Raw genomic sequence first — 16,892 nt, forward strand, 5'->3', positions numbered from 1 at the left:
GAGGGAAGAATTTGGGAGAAAAGATAGAAGATGTAAAACTCTACATAAATGGAGAATTTGTAGATGCAGCTCATGGGGAAACCTTTGAAAATATAAATCCTTTTACGAATGAGGTTACCAACTTAGTGGCAAAAGGGAATAGTGCTGATATTGAAATGGCGGTATCTGCAGCTACAGAGGCATTCCACAGTGGACCATGGGGTTCTATGAAACTGAAAGATCGAATGAAGTATATCGAAAGAATTGCCGATTTAATTGAGGAAGAGGCAGAAACCATTGCTCGCTTAGAGTCACTAGATTCTGGTCTACCAATCAGTCAAACTCGCAAAATGGCTGCTCGTGGAGCGGAGAATTTCCGTTTCTACTCCCGAATGGTGCAGGCGAGAATGCATGGGGATGCCTATCAGGTTGATGATGAGTTCATCAATTACACTGTCTATCAACCACTTGGTGTAGTTGGTTTGATTACACCGTGGAATGCTCCGTTTATGTTATTAACTTGGAAGGTAGCACCAGCTCTAGCAACTGGGAATACCGTTGTTTTGAAGCCGGCGGAGCTATCTCCTTTGTCTGCGAACATCTTAGCTAATGTAATCCAAAAGGCTGAGCTACCAAAAGGAGTATTTAATGTTGTTCATGGTTTTGGAGAAACTGCAGGAGAATCACTGGTTAAACATCCATCTGTAAAAGCCATTTCATTTACCGGGGAAACAACCACCGGGAAACGAATCATTAAAAATAGTGCGGATTCCTTAAAGAAAACTTCTATGGAACTTGGCGGAAAATCACCATTAATTGTATTTGATGATGCGGATTTTGATAAAGCATTAGATGCCGCTGTTTGGGGGATTTTCTCCTTCAATGGGGAACGCTGTACTGCGAACTCAAGAGTATTTGTCCACAAGAATATTAAAGAAAAGTTTTCTATTGCCTTAAAAGAACGCGTCCAAAATATCGTAGTAGGAGATCCAAAAGCTAACGACACGGAAATTGGTCCATTAATTGATAAGGGGCATTTTAAGAAAGTTACCGGATACATTGAACTCGCAAAAGAAGAAGGTTGTGAAGTATTTCAAGGGAATGTCCCAACAGAGTTTAGTTCGGGTAACTATGTTCCACCAACATTACTGTTAAACGCAAAAAATGATATGCGTGTTTGCCAAGAAGAGATTTTTGGCCCAGTTATGGCAGTCATAGAATTTGAGACAGAAGAGGAAGTTGTCCAAATGGCCAACGATATAGATTATGGTCTAGCAGGGTATGTTTGGACAAATGATATTAAGCGTGCACATCGTGTTGCGCAAGCAGTTGACTCAGGAATGATTTGGATCAATTCTCAGAACGTTCGAGACCTACGCATTCCATTTGGTGGAATGAAGGCAAGTGGAATTGGACGGGAAGGTGGACATTTTGCCATCTTTGAATTTTATACAGAACCAAAAGCAATCCATGTCGCAATTAGCGACCATCACATACCACAATTCGGAAAAGGAAATTAGGGGGGATTTAGAATGCCAGCAAAAACAGGAAAAGATTATATCGAAGGATTAAAGAAAGCAAGTAACAATATCTATATCCATGGCGAAAGAGTAGACGATGTGACGGAGCATCCAGCTTTTAAAAATGTCATTAAATCAATGGCAAACTTATATGATTTACAGTATGAGAAGCCTGAGAAAATGCTTTATACTTCTCCAACTACGGGAAATAAGGTGGGAATGACTTTCTTACAGCCACGTTCTGTTGAGGATTTAATTAAGCGTCGAGAAGCAATGCAAGAGTGGGCAAGAACTTCTGGTGGGATGATGGGACGTTCACCAGATTACTTGAATGCAGAAGTTATGGCTATGGGTGTGAATAATAGCTTATTTGCAGAAAACGATCCTCGTTTTGCAGAGAATGCTCGTAATTATTATGAGTTTGCTCGTGAAAATGATATCAGTTTAACCCATACACTAATTCACCCACAAGTAAACCGTGCAAAGATGCAGCATCAACAAAAAGATGCGAATGTGGCACTGCATTTAGTTGAAGAGCGGCCGGATGGAATTATCGTTGATGGAATTCGCCTATTAGCTACGCAAGGTGGGATTACCGATGAAATTCTTGTGTTCCCTTCGACTGTTAAAAAGGCTGGCGAACTTGATGATCCATATTCATTAGCATTTGCAATTCCAAATAACACACCAGGATTGAAATTCATTAGCCGTGAATCCTTTGATTATGGAAAAAATGAATGGGATCACCCGCTTGGTGCACGTTTTGAAGAAGGGGATGCAATTGTTTCCTTTGATAATGTGTTTGTACCGTGGGAGCGCGTTTTTGTTTGTGGAAACTCTTCCGTTTGTAACCGTACATTTAAGGAAACAAATGCTGTGGTACACATGGCCCATCAAGTCCTTGCAAAAAATATAGTAAAAACAGAATTTGTATTAGGTGTTGCGTTAAGTATGATGGATGCGATTGGAATTGATGGGTTCCAACATGTTCAGGATAAGGGCACTGAAATTATGCTTACCCTTGAAACAATGAAGTCTCATTTATATCGTGCGGAGCATAATGCGAAGCTTGATAAGTCAGGAACGATGACACCAGACTTTGCAGCACTTGACGCAGCGCGAAATTGGTACCCTAAGGTTTACCCAAGATTGACGGAGATTGTTCGAATCCTTGGAGCTTCCGGATTAATGGGGATTCCAACAGAAGCAGACTTTAATCATGAAGAAATCGGTCCAATTATTCATCGTGGACTTCAAGGGAAAAATCTGGAAGGTTTTGAGCGTGTTCAATTATTCCGTTTAGCTTGGGATATGACATTAAGTGCATTTGGTAGTCGCCAATCACATTATGAATACTATTTCTTTGGCGATCCAATTCGGATGGGAATGACATATTTTGATGGTTATGATAAAGAACCGTTTAAGCAATATGTTCAGGATTTCTTGAAAAAAACTAGTGGCGTAAAAGCTTCCAATTAAAGGAGTGGAATCAGATGGATTTTAATGTGATTCGTTGTGCCAGAGCAATTTTACATGTAAAAGATCTTGAAGTATCAAGAAAGTTTTATGTTGATGCTCTTGGCTTTATTGAAACGGAATCTGATGATGAACATATTTATCTTCGTGGGTTGGAAGAGCATAACCACCACAGTTTAATATTGAAAAAAGCCGATACACCAGTTGTTGAAGCTTTAGGCTATAAAGTTTCCTCTGAAAGTGACTTAGAAGCGTTGGCACTACTGTTTGAAAAAGAGGATTGTGCAACTAAATGGATCGAGAAGGGAGAACAACATGCCCTAGGCAGAGCATTACGAGTAAATGATCCAACTGGTTTACCGTTAGAGTTTTTTGCTGAAATGGATACGGTAGACCGGCTACTTCAACGCTATGACTTGTATAAGGGATCTCGAATGCAACGCATTGATCATTTTAACTGTGCTGTGACAGATGTGGAAGCAGCATATGCTTTTTATAAAGAAAGGTTAGGCTTTGCTTGCTCGGAATATACGGATACACCAGAAGGAAATATTTGGGCAGCTTGGTTGCACCGCAAACAAAATGTCCATGATGTTGCATTTATGAATGGAAAAGGACCGAGACTTCATCATATTGGCTTCTGGTTACCAGACCAATTGGCATTAATTCACACTTGTGATGTGCTTGCTTCCATGGGATATGGTGAATCCTTAGAACGTGGGCCTGGAAGACATGGATTATCCAATGCCTTTTTCCTATATTTACGTGATCCAGATGGACACCGCATTGAATTATATAGTGGAGACTATTTAACGAGTGATCCTGACTTTAAGCCAATTCGCTGGGATATTAATGATCCAATGCGTCAAACATTCTGGGGACATGAGGCACCAGATAGATGGTTTACAGAAGCATCAACTGTTTTGGATGTTCATACGGGGCAGGAAGTAGAGCCACAGATTGCAAAGCTAGAACAACATAAGCCAACTTTTGTGATTTAGAGAGTTGAGAAATTTTGGCTGAGTGAAGTACTTGTGGACATTTTATAGGGGAAATACATCCAATGTCTATGACAAGAGTGCTCACAGACATTTCGAGGTAAAACTCCATCCAAAATGTCTATGACAAGAGCGCTCACAGACATTTCAACGGAAAAATGTATTCAAAATGTTAATGACAAGCGTCTCTCTCACGAAAAAGTGATGTATTACTAGAAAAGTGAAAAGGGGGTCAAATGATGGATGATCGTATGTTCCGTAACGCAATGGGTAAATTTACAACCGGTGTTACGGTAGTTACGACTAAACTAGGCGAAGAAATCCATGGCATGACCGCAAATGCTTTTATGTCAGTGTCCTTGAATCCAAAACTGGTAGTGGTATCAGTTGATCATAAAGCGACCATGAAACGTTATATTTCTAATTCCGGTAAATTTGCAATTAGCTTTTTAAAGCAAGAACAGAAAGACTTATCCGCCTATTTTGCCGGACAAATTGAGGAAACAAGAGACATCGACTTTTATTGGTTTCACGAACTGCCAACCATTAAAGGCGCACTAGTTAATATGGTTTGTGATTTGCAAGATGTGATAGATGCCGGGGATCATACTCTTTTCATAGGGAAAGTAACTGATTTGGTTATTAGGGAAGGTGATCCGCTAGCCTTCTATGAGGGAAAGTATCGAGAGTTAGGAAATAATGAGCGCGTAAAATAATTTGCTGATTGGGGGGACGACCATGAAACAGCAATTAGATCAATCATCCGAGATGACAATGGATATTTTTGGAAAAATAAGTGGACATGAACAAGTTGTTTTTTGTAATGACCCGAGTACAGGATTACAGGCGATTATTGCGATCCACAACACAACCCTTGGACCTGCACTGGGAGGAACGAGGATGTATCCATATGCTAATTTAGATGAAGCATTAGATGATGTTCTTCGTCTATCTGAAGGAATGACGTATAAATGTGCTGCGGCAGATATCGATTTTGGTGGGGCGAAAGGTGTTATTATAGGTGACCCAAAAACAGATAAATCTCCTGCTCTATTTCGTGCCTATGGACAATTTGTAGATTCATTGAATGGTAGATTTTTCACTGGAACGGATATGGGTACAACCATGGAAGACTTTGTTCAAGCCTCAAAAGAAACACCTTTTATTAATGGGATTCCAGTTGAGTTTGGCGGAGGGGGAGATTCGTCCGTTCCGACTGCACAAGGAGTAATTTACAGTTTAAAAGCAACGGCGGAATATCTTTACGGTGACGAAACATTATCAGGAAAAACGTATGCCATCCAAGGGCTAGGAAAAGTAGGTTTTAAGGTTGCGGAACAACTCTTGGAAATGGGTGCCCATCTTGTGGTGACTGATATTAATCAGGATGCTATAGCTGCTATTCAAGCGAAGGCGTTGGCAATTCAAGGAAATGTTGCAATTGTGGAAAGCGAAGAAATCTATGGTGTGGATGCAGATATATTTATTCCATGTGCGATGGGTGGAATATTAAATGATGAAACCATTGAAAAACTAAAAGTTAGGGCGGTTGTTGGCTCTGCTAATAATCAATTGAAGTCAGATCTACACGCAAAACTATTACATGAAAAAGGAATCTTATATGCACCAGATTATATTGTAAATGCTGGTGGATTAATACAGGTAGCTGATGAATTATATGGGGCAAATAAAGCAAGAGTTTTAATGAAGACAAAAGCAATCTATCAATCTATTTTAGATATTTACAAGCAGTCTGAACTTGATGCGATTACGACACTAGAAGCAGCTAACCGTAAGTGTCAGCAACGATTGGAAGAACAGCGTGGACGTAATAATTTCTACAGCAGACAAAAAAGCCCAAAATGGACATTTAAATGAGGTGTAACCAATGGTTGAAGTGAAATTTCATGATATTGGCGAAGGGATGACGGAGGGCGAGGTAGTAAGTTATTTGGTTAAGGTTGGGGATTCTGTCAAAGTTGATCAGCCTTTAGTAGAAATGCAAACGGATAAAATGGTTGCAGAAATCCCTTCACCAACTTCCGGTACGGTTAAGAAAATAAACGTTGATGTAGGAACAACGATTTCAATCGGATCCATTTTATTGGAAATCGATGATGGTAAAAATATGACATCGTCGTCATCAACTTCGGAAAAAGAGGTCTCTGCAGCAGTATTAGCACCTGAGAAAAAGAAAAGCAAGCTAGAAACAGCTGCCGTCAAGGAACCACCAAAACGAATTATTGCTGCACCACATACGAGAAGAATTGCCCGTGAAAATGATGTTAATATCGAGGAAGTTGTCGGATCTGGATCTGCTGGAAGGGTTACGGATGAGGATATTTTTCGATTTGTTCGTGAACGTGATGGTAAGAGTGAGGTCAAGGCTGAAACAGCGGTGGAACCGGGTGTTATAGAGGTGGAAGAACCGAAAAATACTGTTGGTGACACGATTCCATTCACTGGGATACGAAAACAAATTGCGATAAAAATGTCGGAATCCTTATCGACTATCCCTCATGTCACACATTTTGATGAGGCAGATTTAACAAACTTACTAGACTTTCGTAGGGAATTAAAGGAGTCAGGGGAAACGATTTCTGTTGTAGCATTTTTCCTAAAAGCATTGGCCATTACTTTAAAGGAATTTCCGTTATTTAATGCACGACTGGAAGAGGAAAACAATGTAATCAGACTTTTAAAGGAGTATCATATTGGGCTGGCAACAAATACCGATAAAGGATTGCTTGTTCCTGTCCTTCGGGATGCCGATAAAAAATCATTGAAGGAATTGCATCAAGAGATGAAGGCATTAACGAAAAAAGCTCAAGACCAAAAGTTATCTGCTGGGGAAATGAAGGGTGGAACCTTTACGATTAGTAATGTTGGACCACTTGGTGGAACAGCGGCAACACCAATTATTAATCATCCACAAACTAGTATAATTGCGTTTCATAAAACAAAAAAGATGCCAGTTGTCATGGCAAATGACGAAATTGCTATTCGTTCCATTATGACAATGTCGTTATCTTTTGATCATCGGATTATTGATGGAGCAGACTCTGTAATGTTCACGAATCGATTCATTGAATTAATCGAACAACCCAAAAAACTATTCCTATATTTACGCTAAGGCGTGTGATTCGGGCAGTTAGCACCAAAAATTGGTTCTACTGCCCGTTAGTATAGGAATATAGTAAACATATATTTTAATGGAATAGGGGTGAAAGCTTTCATGTTATACCAAGCAAAAGCGAGATTTTCTTCTACAACAGGACTCGAGGATATCTATATTGGGCAATCCCATATCGAGTGGAAAGGTGAGAAATTATCGGAGGATGCTTTTGATTGGCAATCTCCAGTCATAGGAACCGTTTATGGTACATTATTAAACTTTCGCGAACAGATGGATGCGCTAAAGAGTGAATTTGATAAAGCTCCTTATAATAAACCACCAGAGTACCCGGTTTTATATATAAAACCACGAAATACAATCAATGCTCACTTAAAGGAAGTTGCCATACCTAGGGGAGTCGAAGCGGTTGAAATTAACGCGACACTTGGTGTTGTCATTGGAAAAGCAGCAACGAATGTTAGGGAAGAGGATGCCCTTGAATGTATAGAAGGATATACCATCGTCAATGATGTAACCATTCCACATGATAGTTTTTATCGACCAGCCATCAAACAAAAGGCGCGAGATGGTTTTTGCCCAATTGGACCATGGATTGTTCAAAAAGCAAATCTATCTAACCCAGATAGCTTGATGATTTGGACCTTTAAAAATGGAGAATTAATACAGGTTACAAGTGTAAAAGATTTGGTTCGTTCTATTCCACAGCTGATTCAAGATGTAACAGAATATATGACATTAGCAAAAGGTGATGTCTTACTAGTTGGTATTCCCTATAATCCGCCAATGGCCAAAGCTGGAGATACAATTCGGATTGAAATCGATCAGATTGGTAGTTTAGAAAACCGATTTGTTAATGAGAATGTTCGTATTGCTGGAGGTGAAAAGGTATGAAGCATGCAAAAGTCGCCTGCTTTGGTGCCATTCATGACGCAACCGAAGATAAAGGAAGAATCCGACTTGCAGATGGAAGATTTGTAAATGAAAAAGAAGTTGTTTGGTTGCCTCCGATAGATGCTGGAACTATCTTTGCGCTAGGACTAAATTATGCTGACCATGCAAGTGAAATCAGCTTTAAAGCACCAGAAGAACCACTTGTGTTTTTAAAAGGACCTAACACACTAATGGGGCATAACGGAGAGACCCGTCGCCCTAAAGATGTTGAAATGATGCATTATGAGTGTGAACTTGCCGTGGTTATTGGAAAAAAGGCGCGCAATGTGAATCGTAAAGATGCTTATGACTATGTGTCTGGATATACGGTTGCTAATGATTATGCGATTCGGGATTATCTAGAAAACTATTATCGCCCAAATCTAGTTGTTAAAAATAGGGATACATTAACACCAATTGGACCATGGTTTGTTGATAAAGAAGATATCGACGATCCTATGAAACTAAGGCTTTATACGTATGTGAATGGAGAGCTTAAGCAAGAGGGTTCCACAAAGGATATGGTATTTGACATTCCGTTTTTAATCGAGTATTTAAGTGGCTTCATGACTCTAAACCAAAACGACATTATTCTGACTGGAACGCCAAAAGGTACAGTGAATGTTGTTGAAGGAGATGAAGTCGTCGTTGGCATTGAAGGTATAGGAGAATTGAAAAATACAATTGTTGCTGATTATGTGTTTGCGCGTTAAGGAGTGAAATAATGCCACATATTACAGTTGAGTATACGGATAACCTTCGTGACGATGGAAATATTAGAGAGTTGTTGAGAAAAATAAATGAGAAGTTGATAGTAGAAGGAGAAGCATTTCCGGTTGGAGGCATTCGCTCTCGAGCAATTGAGCTAAAAGATTATGTCATTGCCGATGGAACTGGTGAAGATGATGCTTTTGTTCATGTTACATTGAAAATAGGTGGCGGGCGGCCAGAAGAGGTAAAGAAGTCTGCTTGCGATACGTTGTTTGAAGTGATAGAAAATCATTTTGCAGAACAATTTACCAAACGTTATTTAGCATTATCAATGGAACTGTATGAATTTTCAAATCCGACATATAAAAAGAATAATATTCATCAGCGATATCGATAGTATACAAGACCTGAAATCTCTAGTAGATTTTGGGTTTTGTTTTTGTTATTTTTAGAAATGGATTTTGATGGTGATCCTGGGTTGAAATGATGTATAAGAGCTTGCTGCACATCATCTTGAATGTGAACCTGGATTGAAATGATGTATAAGAGCTTGTTGCACATCATTTTGAATGTGACGCTAGGTTGAAATGATGTATAAGAGTTTGTTGCACATTATTTTGAATGTGAGCCTGGGTTGAATTGATGTATAAGAGATTGTTGCACATCATTTTGAATGAGAACCTGGATTGAAATGATGTATAAGAGCATGTTGCACATCATTTTGAAGGTGAACCTGGATTGAAATGATGTATAAGAGCATGTTGCACATCATTTTGATGATAAAGAATCTCATTTTCAAGTGACTACTATCACAGTAAAGTTCCTCTAACTTGTTTACAATTTAGGCAAGCTTATAATACTAGGAGGGATTTTAGTGAAATTTACTGTTGAACATACACCTGCAACTATAGTTAAGGTTTATCCAAAGTCAAGTGACCTATTTAAGAAATACCGAATCGATTTTTGTTGTGGTGGTAATCGCCCATTGAAAGAAAGCTTCACTGAAAAAGACTTGGATGAATCAGAAGTATTAGGAGAATTGAATGCATCATACGAGGAATGGAGTAAAGAAGATCATGATGTAATTGATTGGGATGCAAAATCACTATCTGAACTTATTGATCATATTAGATACACCTATCATGCTCCATTAATGGAAGAACTTCCAGCATTAGGACAATTTGTCACAAAGGTTTACTCTAGACATGGTGGAACCCATCCAGAGTTAAAAGAATTATATCGAATTTATAATGACTTTAAGGTTGAAATGGAAGAGCACACCATTAAAGAGGAAAATGAAGTCTTCCCACTAATCAAGGAATATGAAGTAAATCCAGGTGAGGAACTGCTAGAAAGAATTCGTGTTGCAAATGGCGGACTGGCAGATGAGCACAATGGAGTAGGAGATATGTTGAAAGAGATGAGAAAAATCACTGGTGATTTCATTCCACCTGTGGACGCTTGTGGTTCTTATCGTATTACCTATGCAAGACTCGCAGAATTAGAGGAAGATACTTTCCAACATATTCATTTAGAAAATAATATTCTATTTGCAAAGTTGTAAGTTAATAAGGGGAACTAATCTTAGTCAAATTTGTCGATTAAGATTAGTTCCCTTATTCACTCACCCTTTTTCGATTCATTCATTGGAGAAGGTGTTTCAGGAATATCAAATTGCTTCCATTGATATTCTTCGTGAATATACCCCCCACCTAGCCCTTCATTAATCATTCGGTCAATTTCAAGTAAATATTCATCCATTTCCATCCCCCCTTACCTTTAATATATGATTGATAGGGGATTAATTTCCAATTAGGTACATATTAATTTATGGTTTACTTGCACAATCAAATATAATTTGCTAGTATAGTAGATAATTTCATATGAAACCTTATCATTCGATGAGGTAGAGGTGCGGATAATATTAGTAAGCAGTAGGAGTATGACATCGTTGATTACTGTCTGAAAGGATTATTTGCCGAAGCTTAATGAAGGTCAAATTCATTTTTGCTGGGGTGTCTACTGAATAAGAGGCACACTGTCATGCTTATTTTTTGTGCATGGAGAACTACTGATCAGGATGGAGGATAACGTAAATTGTTTATAAGCAATGGTAGGTTATTTTCCTATCATTGCTTTTTTGTACAGTTTAATAGGTTTTTCCATCCCCTTTCCCCTAGATGGAATTACTTATTACTATCAGAAAACCAATTACTCAAGTCTCCTTTTACATTTTTCTCTATGTACACCCTAAAACTTTATAAAAAGAAAAGGATGTGCATCATGAGTACTACTACAAAGTCTCAGAAAAAATTTGAATTCCCACATGGATTTGTTATTTTATTTGCCTTTATGGTTATCGCCGCTGCAGTTACGTATGTTATACCTGCAGGGGAATATGAACGAATGGAAATAGATGGCCGTTCCATTGTTGTGGATGGCACTTATAAAACGATAGAGTCTAACTCGACTCGCCTGATGGATTTATTTAATGCATTACATACAGGGATGGTGGATGCAGCCCCAATTGTTTTCTTTATTTTTATTGTTGGTGGTTCGTTTGGTATTCTTGGTGCCACGAATACAATTGAGGCGGCTTTTGGGTCGTTAACAAGAAAATTAGCTGGGAAGGAAATCTTTCTTATTCCAGTTATCATGTTGTTTTTTGCCATTTGTGGAGGAACTTGGGGAATGGCAGAGGAAGTAATTCCATTTATCTTGATTGCTATTCCACTTGCTATGAGAATGGGCTTTGATTCCATTACCGGAACAGCAATGATTTTAGTTGGTGTTTATGCTGGGTTTGGGGCAGCTTTCATGAATCCCTTTACGGTTGGGGTTGCACAAGGAATTGCAGGATTACCAACATTCTCAGGCATGGGTGTTCGGTTTGTATTTTGGTTAATTTTTGTTGCGGTTAATATCATTTTTGTTATGCTGTATGCTAACAAGGTGAAGAAGGATCCAGCAAAAAGCTTAATGTATGCGGAAGACTTAAAGCGAGACGTGAATGAAGACCAACTGGAGGGGCAGACATTAACAAAGAGACAAGTTGCTATTTTGGGTGTGCTTATTCTAACTTTAGTTGGACTAGCACTTGGTGTTATGTTTAAAGGTTGGTATGTTACTGAGATTGCATCTCTATTTCTTATTATGGGGATTGTTGTTGGATTAATAGCTAAAATGCGAATGAATGAGATAGCAAATAACTTTGTTAAGGGTTGCGAAGAAATGGTTATGGGGGCGTTGATTGTTGGATTTGCTTATGCAATTCTAGTAATCTTACAAGATTCTCAAACTATAGATACAATCCTATTCCATATTTCAAATGTAGTTGCGGAGCTTCCAACTAGTTTTACAGCGATTGGAATGTTCTTTGTGCAAAGCATACTTAATTTTATCGTACCATCTGGAAGTGGACAGGCAGCAATTAGTATGCCAATCATGGTGCCACTAGGAGATTTAGTTGGAGTTAGTCGTCAAACAGCAGTATTAGCTTATCAGTACGGGGACGGAATTTCTAACATCTTTGCCCCAACAAGTGGTGTACTATTGGCCTCACTTGCTGTAGCTAAAATACCATGGATTACATGGATTAAATGGTTGCTACCATTACTCCTCATTCAATATACTTTAGGTATCATCTTTGTGACAGTAGCACATATGTTTATTTGGTAAGGGGGAGGTGCCTGTCACTTCCCGAATTTTATCGAAACTTGTCGAACGGATTGCTTCAAGGCTATTTCCTAGTGATAATACCAGTGTTAACTTGCTCAGAATATAGAATTAATATGAATCATCTTGGAGGAAAGAATAGATGCTAGAAAATATATTTGCAAGATTAGAAGAAATTTATCCAGAGTTGGTAGAAATTCGTAGAGATTTTCATATGTATCCAGAGCTCTCTCATGAGGAAGTTAGAACTCCAGAGAAAATAGCGGAGTACTTAACGAATCTTGGAATGGATGTGAAAACAGGTGTTGGTGGAAGAGGTGTTATTGGAACATTGAAAGGTGGAAAACCTGGGAGAACGGTTGCTATACGTGCGGACTTCGATGCTCTACCAATAGAGGAAGAAACGGATGTACCATACAAATCTCGTATTCCTGGTGTCATGCATGCATGTGGACATGATCTGCACACGGCGGCACTTCTTGGAGTGGCTAAAGTGTTGAGTGAAGTACGAGAGGAGATTCCTGGTACAGTTAAATTTATTCACCAATTTGCGGAAGAGGCAACTCCAGGAGGCGCTAAACCGATGATAGAAGATGGATGTTTGGATGGGGTGGATATTATTTATGGTGCTCATGTCTGGTCTACGGATGAGCTTGGGAAAGTTAGTATTAAAGAAGGATATGCTTCTTCTGCCCAGGATGATTTTAATATTGTTATCCATGGAAAAGGGGGACATGGTTCTCAACCGCATTTAACCGTAGATCCACTTGTAACAGGTAGTCAATTGGTCGTGAATCTCCAGCAAATCGTTAGTCGACGTGTAGATCCACTACAGGCAGCAGCATTAACAGTAGGTTCCTTTATTAGTGGAGGGGCAAATAATGTGATTCCAGATAAGGCTATTATTAAGGGAACAGTTCGTACCTTTGATGAGGAAGCACGAAGCATTATAGAAGAAGCATTAGAACATGTAACAAAATCTACATGCTCTGCAAATGGTGCACATGTTGACTATGAATATATAAAAGATTGTCCTTCGATTTATAATGACCCATCTGAAACGAAACGTGTAGTGGAAGTGGCACGGGGATTATTTGGTGAGGAGAATCTAATTACAGGAATTCCAATGATGGGAAGTGAGGATTTTGCTTTTTATCAAAAGGAAATTCCGGGAGTATATTTTCTTGTCGGTGGTCGAATGAAAGAAGAAGATGCTGTTTACCCGCATCACCATCCAAAGTTTAATGTGGATGAACGTGCTATTGTCAATATTGGTAAAATGTTTATCAGTTTAGTGATGGGATAATGTGCATAGGACAATAAAAAACAACACCCGAAATCCAATTAGGATTTCGGGATTATTTCATGTTTATATTAAATTAAATACACCAAGCGCAATTAATAAAACAGATGGTAAAAAGTTCATACGCTCGAATCGTTTATTTTGAGATAAAACAATTCCAACCTTAATCCCATAAGAAACAAATGCACCACTCATAACAGCAATTAACAGAGGAGTATATATTGGTGAATACCCTAAAATTGCTGCTCCGATTCCAGCTCCAAATGCATCCAATGCAAGGGCAGTACCTAACAAGATTGCTTCTCCAATAGAAATGGTTCCTGAATGGTCAAGGTCAGCTCTGTCTGGTGTTGAGATAACTGTTCGTAAACTATGGAAATTATTAGGAGTTGATGGAAGTTTTTCGTTTGACTCTTTCTTCATTTGACTTCGAATCGTATTAATGAAGGAAAAGATTCCAATAAATATTAAAATCGATCCCCCAATTACTTTTGCAAAGCCAACCGATAAAAATGAATGCAACATTGTACCTACAATCATGGATACAAGGACAACAATACCTGAACAAACCATGATAACAGCTAAAGCACCTTTTGGTACGAGGATTTTTCTCATTCCATAGGAAACCCCGACACTAAACCCATCCAAGCTTACAGCAATTACTAGGAAAAATAGTCCAGTGAAAAATAGCATAGCACCATATCCTTTACTTGTTCTAGAGTATTCTATGGAGTAAAGGGGTGTTATGTGCTTTGTCAATGGGGTCTGTTAAAATAATTCAATGATCATTCATGTCAAAATCCTGTTATTACAGGGAAGCTTTTGGTATGGTTGGAATAGGAATTTTCGCTTGATACGAAGAGATGGAGGAAAAATAATGTTAAAAAAATTGTTAACTGCAATCATATCCACTTTATTATTTGGAGCTTTGATGGGATTCATGAATTATATGACAATGCCAGAGGGGATGTCTCAAGGTTTTTGGAAAACGATGTTCTTTTTTGCAATTTATGCAGCACCGGTTTATTTGATTGCTGGTATCCCTATCTCTTATCTAATTGATAAACTGATGAAAAAGGTTAATTCTTCCTCGGAATTAGCACGTCACTATGCGAAATATGGTCTTTATATTTTAGTTGGTATCTTAGCAGCTGTAATTTACAAGGTAATTCTTTTCATAGTAGAAGATATACCATTCTTTTCATACGATCTTGCTACATATATTGTCGGAGGGGTAATTGCTTCATTAATCTTTTACTATGTCTCATTAGTCTTTGATAAAAAAGAAAGTAAATAAGATGTGTAATGGTTATGGGGAGATGACTTTTGGGCGGAATTAGAGCGAGATACTAGTACAAGCAGATAAACTATTTGTAGGTCTTACCAACTTTAGCAATAGTTATTACACTTTCAAAACAATATTTTGGAGGAAAAGTTACCCAAGTTAAACTTAAAAATAATAGTTCCTCACAAAAAGTGTGAGGAACTAGAATATTTAACTACATTGTTTCTCGTTGTAATAGATTGTCTATACCTAATTAAGTAGTGTTGTGACTTGGTTAGCTAAAATTACAGGTTAATACTCATGAATGATTTTTAATTACTAATCTCAATCTTTAGAGCAGGCAATCAGATTTGGCTTTCGCTAACTTCTTCAGTGCCAGTAGGCCAAATGTCATCTTCCCCTGATACTTCTGTTGTAGTATTATTAATTGTAGCAAATAGAAATAGATTTACAGTTATTAAGACTAGTAGAAATCGATGCTTCATAATTAATCCTCCTAAATAATTTATTAACATTCTTATAGTTAGTTGAAAAATGTTTAGTTGTGTTATAATTCAAATATTATTATATTTTGTATAAATTTGTCAATTTGAAGATGGTGATGTAATGCAGGTAGGTAAGAGGATTAGGGAATTAAGAAAGGCAGCAAATTTAACGCAAGAGCAGCTGTCAAAAGGAATCATCGCTAGAACTTATATCAGTCAACTAGAAAAAGGGGTGTATAATCCATCATATGAAACATTAGAGAAGTTAGCCAAAAGGTTGGGATGTGATGTAGAAACCTTTTATGAAGAACCTCAGAATAATATATTATTAAAAGCTGATTCTAAAAAGATAATTTATAAGATGAAAAATTTGATTGAATCAAAATTTTATACACAGGCCAAAAAACTATTAGAAGAACTTAACAAAAATATAGATCACCTTAATAAGTTCGATAGGGGAATATGTCATTGGATTAATGGTGAAATTTTGTATTATGAGGGCCGGTACAATGAAGCCTTAAAGGAGTATAACATTTGCCAAGAGATATTTTATCATCTTCAATCATTTGAGGAGTATGTTAGTACCCTAGTGTCCATTTCTAAAATACATCAAAAAAATTCTGAAATAGTTAAGGCACTTCAGTTTCTACAAAAAGGACACAATATTATATATTCATATAGTTTATCCGGAGAGGTAAAAAAAAATCTATTACTCGAATTAGGTAAAGTACATGGTAAATTAGACGAGTACAAAACTGCTATATACCATTTAGAGCAATTAAAGTTAATGAATATAACAAGTGGAAATCATTATCGTGCGGGAGCATTATTTATGTCCTTAGGTATTTGCTATCGCAGCATTGGTGAATATGATAAAGCATTAGAATGTTATTATAAAGCAATCGAGTTTTACAAAATCGAGGAGGATAAGGAAAATATAGCAGCCTTATATAACAACTTAGGCAATATATATACTGATTGCTCAAAAATTCTAGAGGCTATTAATTTTTACTATAAATCAATAGATTTATACTTAGAGTTAGGTATTGGTGATAATATATTATTTGTGAAATCAGGACTGGCAAAAGCTTATTATGTAGCTGATCAATTCGAGAATTGTATTAATGTATGTAATGAAATAATTAGAAATAGTAGTAAACAAACGAAAACAATAGGTAAGGCATATTTTTACCTTGGTTTAGCAAATATAAAATTGGACTCCTTTACAGAAGCCATTAATTATTTAGAGAAAGCAACTAAAATATTTCTTATATCTAATAGCAAGAAGAACTTGATTAAAGCATATAAAGAAATTGGCGAAATATACGAAAAGTTAGGTGATTATGAGAATTCCTCCCTTTATTACAAAAAGGCATTAAAGTATTATGATTAAA

At 37.5% G+C, this 16,892-nt stretch carries 17 protein-coding genes and 1 riboswitch; of the genes, 14 read left to right on the forward strand and 3 right to left on the reverse strand.

The genetic code is table 11. The annotated features are described in order from the left end of the window. Positions 1–11: 11 nt before the first annotated feature. The 10 genes from hpaE to ric all read left to right on the forward strand — a co-directional run bounded on the left by hpaE (position 12) and on the right by ric (position 10,314). Positions 12–1,499 carry a 5-carboxymethyl-2-hydroxymuconate semialdehyde dehydrogenase gene (gene hpaE, locus K332_RS0121275; RefSeq protein WP_026909293.1) on the forward strand — a complete coding sequence of 496 codons (1,488 nt, stop codon included), beginning with the start codon at positions 12–14 and terminating at the stop codon, positions 1,497–1,499. 12 nt (positions 1,500–1,511) lie between these two features. After that, positions 1,512–2,978 (forward strand): 4-hydroxyphenylacetate 3-monooxygenase, oxygenase component, encoded by a 1,467-nt coding sequence (hpaB, locus tag K332_RS0121280; RefSeq protein WP_026909294.1) that lies wholly within the window; start codon positions 1,512–1,514, stop codon positions 2,976–2,978. A gap of 14 nt (positions 2,979–2,992) precedes the next feature. Next, the gene (gene hpaD, locus K332_RS0121285; protein ID WP_026909295.1) at positions 2,993–3,976 is read left to right on the forward strand and encodes a 3,4-dihydroxyphenylacetate 2,3-dioxygenase; all 984 of its coding nucleotides are present in this window, start codon (positions 2,993–2,995) and stop codon (positions 3,974–3,976) included. A gap of 236 nt (positions 3,977–4,212) precedes the next feature. Further along, on the forward strand, positions 4,213–4,689 hold the full coding sequence (locus K332_RS0121290; RefSeq protein ID WP_026909296.1) for a flavin reductase family protein: 477 nt from the start codon (positions 4,213–4,215) through the stop codon (positions 4,687–4,689). A gap of 22 nt (positions 4,690–4,711) precedes the next feature. Beyond that, positions 4,712–5,851 carry a Leu/Phe/Val dehydrogenase gene (locus tag K332_RS0121295; RefSeq protein WP_026909297.1) on the forward strand — a complete coding sequence of 380 codons (1,140 nt, stop codon included), beginning with the start codon at positions 4,712–4,714 and terminating at the stop codon, positions 5,849–5,851. Positions 5,852–5,861: 10 nt separating this feature from the next. Next, positions 5,862–7,106 (forward strand): dihydrolipoamide acetyltransferase family protein, encoded by a 1,245-nt coding sequence (locus tag K332_RS0121300; protein WP_026909298.1) that lies wholly within the window; start codon positions 5,862–5,864, stop codon positions 7,104–7,106. 102 nt (positions 7,107–7,208) lie between these two features. Further along, complete coding sequence (locus tag K332_RS0121305) at positions 7,209–8,000, forward strand: fumarylacetoacetate hydrolase family protein (RefSeq protein ID WP_026909299.1); 792 nt, start codon at positions 7,209–7,211, stop codon at positions 7,998–8,000. Beyond that, positions 7,997–8,752 (forward strand): fumarylacetoacetate hydrolase family protein, encoded by a 756-nt coding sequence (locus K332_RS0121310; RefSeq protein WP_026909300.1) that lies wholly within the window; start codon positions 7,997–7,999, stop codon positions 8,750–8,752. The genes K332_RS0121305 and K332_RS0121310 overlap by 4 nt, the downstream gene beginning before the upstream one ends. Positions 8,753–8,763: 11 nt before the next feature. Beyond that, positions 8,764–9,147, forward strand: coding sequence for a 5-carboxymethyl-2-hydroxymuconate Delta-isomerase (locus K332_RS0121315; RefSeq protein ID WP_026909301.1), 384 nt, complete (start codon positions 8,764–8,766; stop codon positions 9,145–9,147). Between the two features lie 477 nt (positions 9,148–9,624). Beyond that, positions 9,625–10,314, forward strand: coding sequence for an iron-sulfur cluster repair di-iron protein (gene ric / locus K332_RS0121320; protein WP_026909302.1), 690 nt, complete (start codon positions 9,625–9,627; stop codon positions 10,312–10,314). A 56-nt stretch (positions 10,315–10,370) separates the two neighbouring features. On the opposite strand, the gene K332_RS24110 is transcribed toward ric, so the two are convergent. Beyond that, the gene (locus tag K332_RS24110) at positions 10,371–10,511 is read right to left on the reverse strand and encodes a hypothetical protein (protein ID WP_156914258.1); all 141 of its coding nucleotides are present in this window, start codon (positions 10,509–10,511) and stop codon (positions 10,371–10,373) included. Between the two features lie 138 nt (positions 10,512–10,649). Then, a riboswitch (Lysine riboswitch) is annotated at positions 10,650–10,829 on the forward strand. A 204-nt stretch (positions 10,830–11,033) separates the two neighbouring features. Between K332_RS24110 and K332_RS0121330 the strand changes: the two genes are divergently transcribed. Both K332_RS0121330 and K332_RS0121335 read left to right on the forward strand, forming a co-directional pair. Beyond that, the gene (locus K332_RS0121330; protein WP_036689576.1) at positions 11,034–12,428 is read left to right on the forward strand and encodes a YfcC family protein; all 1,395 of its coding nucleotides are present in this window, start codon (positions 11,034–11,036) and stop codon (positions 12,426–12,428) included. Positions 12,429–12,567: 139 nt separating this feature from the next. Further along, positions 12,568–13,731, forward strand: a complete 1,164-nt coding sequence (locus K332_RS0121335; protein ID WP_026909304.1) for a M20 metallopeptidase family protein — start codon at positions 12,568–12,570, stop codon at positions 13,729–13,731. Between the two features lie 63 nt (positions 13,732–13,794). Here K332_RS0121335 and ytaF read toward each other — a convergent pair whose 3' ends face one another. Then, positions 13,795–14,421 carry a sporulation membrane protein YtaF gene (ytaF, locus tag K332_RS0121340; RefSeq protein ID WP_026909305.1) on the reverse strand — a complete coding sequence of 209 codons (627 nt, stop codon included), beginning with the start codon at positions 14,419–14,421 and terminating at the stop codon, positions 13,795–13,797. A gap of 184 nt (positions 14,422–14,605) precedes the next feature. Here ytaF and K332_RS0121345 point away from each other — a divergent pair, with 184 nt between their 5' ends. Further along, positions 14,606–15,025 (forward strand): hypothetical protein, encoded by a 420-nt coding sequence (locus K332_RS0121345; protein ID WP_026909306.1) that lies wholly within the window; start codon positions 14,606–14,608, stop codon positions 15,023–15,025. Positions 15,026–15,357: 332 nt separating this feature from the next. On the opposite strand, the gene K332_RS24115 is transcribed toward K332_RS0121345, so the two are convergent. After that, positions 15,358–15,498, reverse strand: coding sequence for a hypothetical protein (locus tag K332_RS24115; protein ID WP_156914259.1), 141 nt, complete (start codon positions 15,496–15,498; stop codon positions 15,358–15,360). A 121-nt stretch (positions 15,499–15,619) separates the two neighbouring features. Here K332_RS24115 and K332_RS23115 point away from each other — a divergent pair, with 121 nt between their 5' ends. Next, on the forward strand, positions 15,620–16,891 hold the full coding sequence (locus K332_RS23115; protein WP_036689579.1) for a helix-turn-helix transcriptional regulator: 1,272 nt from the start codon (positions 15,620–15,622) through the stop codon (positions 16,889–16,891). The last annotated feature ends 1 nt before the right edge of the window (position 16,892 follow it).

Origin of the sequence: Paucisalibacillus globulus DSM 18846 (genome assembly GCF_000482485.1) — a bacterium.
In the GTDB taxonomy this organism is placed as follows: domain Bacteria; phylum Bacillota; class Bacilli; order Bacillales; family Amphibacillaceae; genus Ornithinibacillus; species Ornithinibacillus globulus.

What these genes read in the sequence shown, in the direction of transcription:
- K332_RS23115 (WP_036689579.1), top strand. Translation starts at nt 15,620, where the DNA reads ATGCAGGTAGGTAAGAGGATTAGGGAATTAAGAAAGGCAGCAAATTTA.
- K332_RS0121300 (WP_026909298.1), top strand. Translation starts at nt 5,862, where the DNA reads ATGGTTGAAGTGAAATTTCATGATATTGGCGAAGGGATGACGGAGGGC.
- K332_RS24115 (WP_156914259.1), bottom strand. Translation starts at nt 15,498, where the DNA reads ATGAAGCATCGATTTCTACTAGTCTTAATAACTGTAAATCTATTTCTA.
- K332_RS0121310 (WP_026909300.1), top strand. Translation starts at nt 7,997, where the DNA reads ATGAAGCATGCAAAAGTCGCCTGCTTTGGTGCCATTCATGACGCAACC.
- K332_RS0121335 (WP_026909304.1), top strand. Translation starts at nt 12,568, where the DNA reads ATGCTAGAAAATATATTTGCAAGATTAGAAGAAATTTATCCAGAGTTG.
- K332_RS0121315 (WP_026909301.1), top strand. Translation starts at nt 8,764, where the DNA reads ATGCCACATATTACAGTTGAGTATACGGATAACCTTCGTGACGATGGA.
- ytaF (WP_026909305.1), bottom strand. Translation starts at nt 14,421, where the DNA reads ATGCTATTTTTCACTGGACTATTTTTCCTAGTAATTGCTGTAAGCTTG.
- K332_RS0121305 (WP_026909299.1), top strand. Translation starts at nt 7,209, where the DNA reads ATGTTATACCAAGCAAAAGCGAGATTTTCTTCTACAACAGGACTCGAG.
- hpaD (WP_026909295.1), top strand. Translation starts at nt 2,993, where the DNA reads ATGGATTTTAATGTGATTCGTTGTGCCAGAGCAATTTTACATGTAAAA.
- hpaB (WP_026909294.1), top strand. Translation starts at nt 1,512, where the DNA reads ATGCCAGCAAAAACAGGAAAAGATTATATCGAAGGATTAAAGAAAGCA.
- K332_RS24110 (WP_156914258.1), bottom strand. Translation starts at nt 10,511, where the DNA reads ATGGATGAATATTTACTTGAAATTGACCGAATGATTAATGAAGGGCTA.
- K332_RS0121345 (WP_026909306.1), top strand. Translation starts at nt 14,606, where the DNA reads ATGTTAAAAAAATTGTTAACTGCAATCATATCCACTTTATTATTTGGA.
- K332_RS0121290 (WP_026909296.1), top strand. Translation starts at nt 4,213, where the DNA reads ATGGATGATCGTATGTTCCGTAACGCAATGGGTAAATTTACAACCGGT.
- K332_RS0121295 (WP_026909297.1), top strand. Translation starts at nt 4,712, where the DNA reads ATGAAACAGCAATTAGATCAATCATCCGAGATGACAATGGATATTTTT.
- K332_RS0121330 (WP_036689576.1), top strand. Translation starts at nt 11,034, where the DNA reads ATGAGTACTACTACAAAGTCTCAGAAAAAATTTGAATTCCCACATGGA.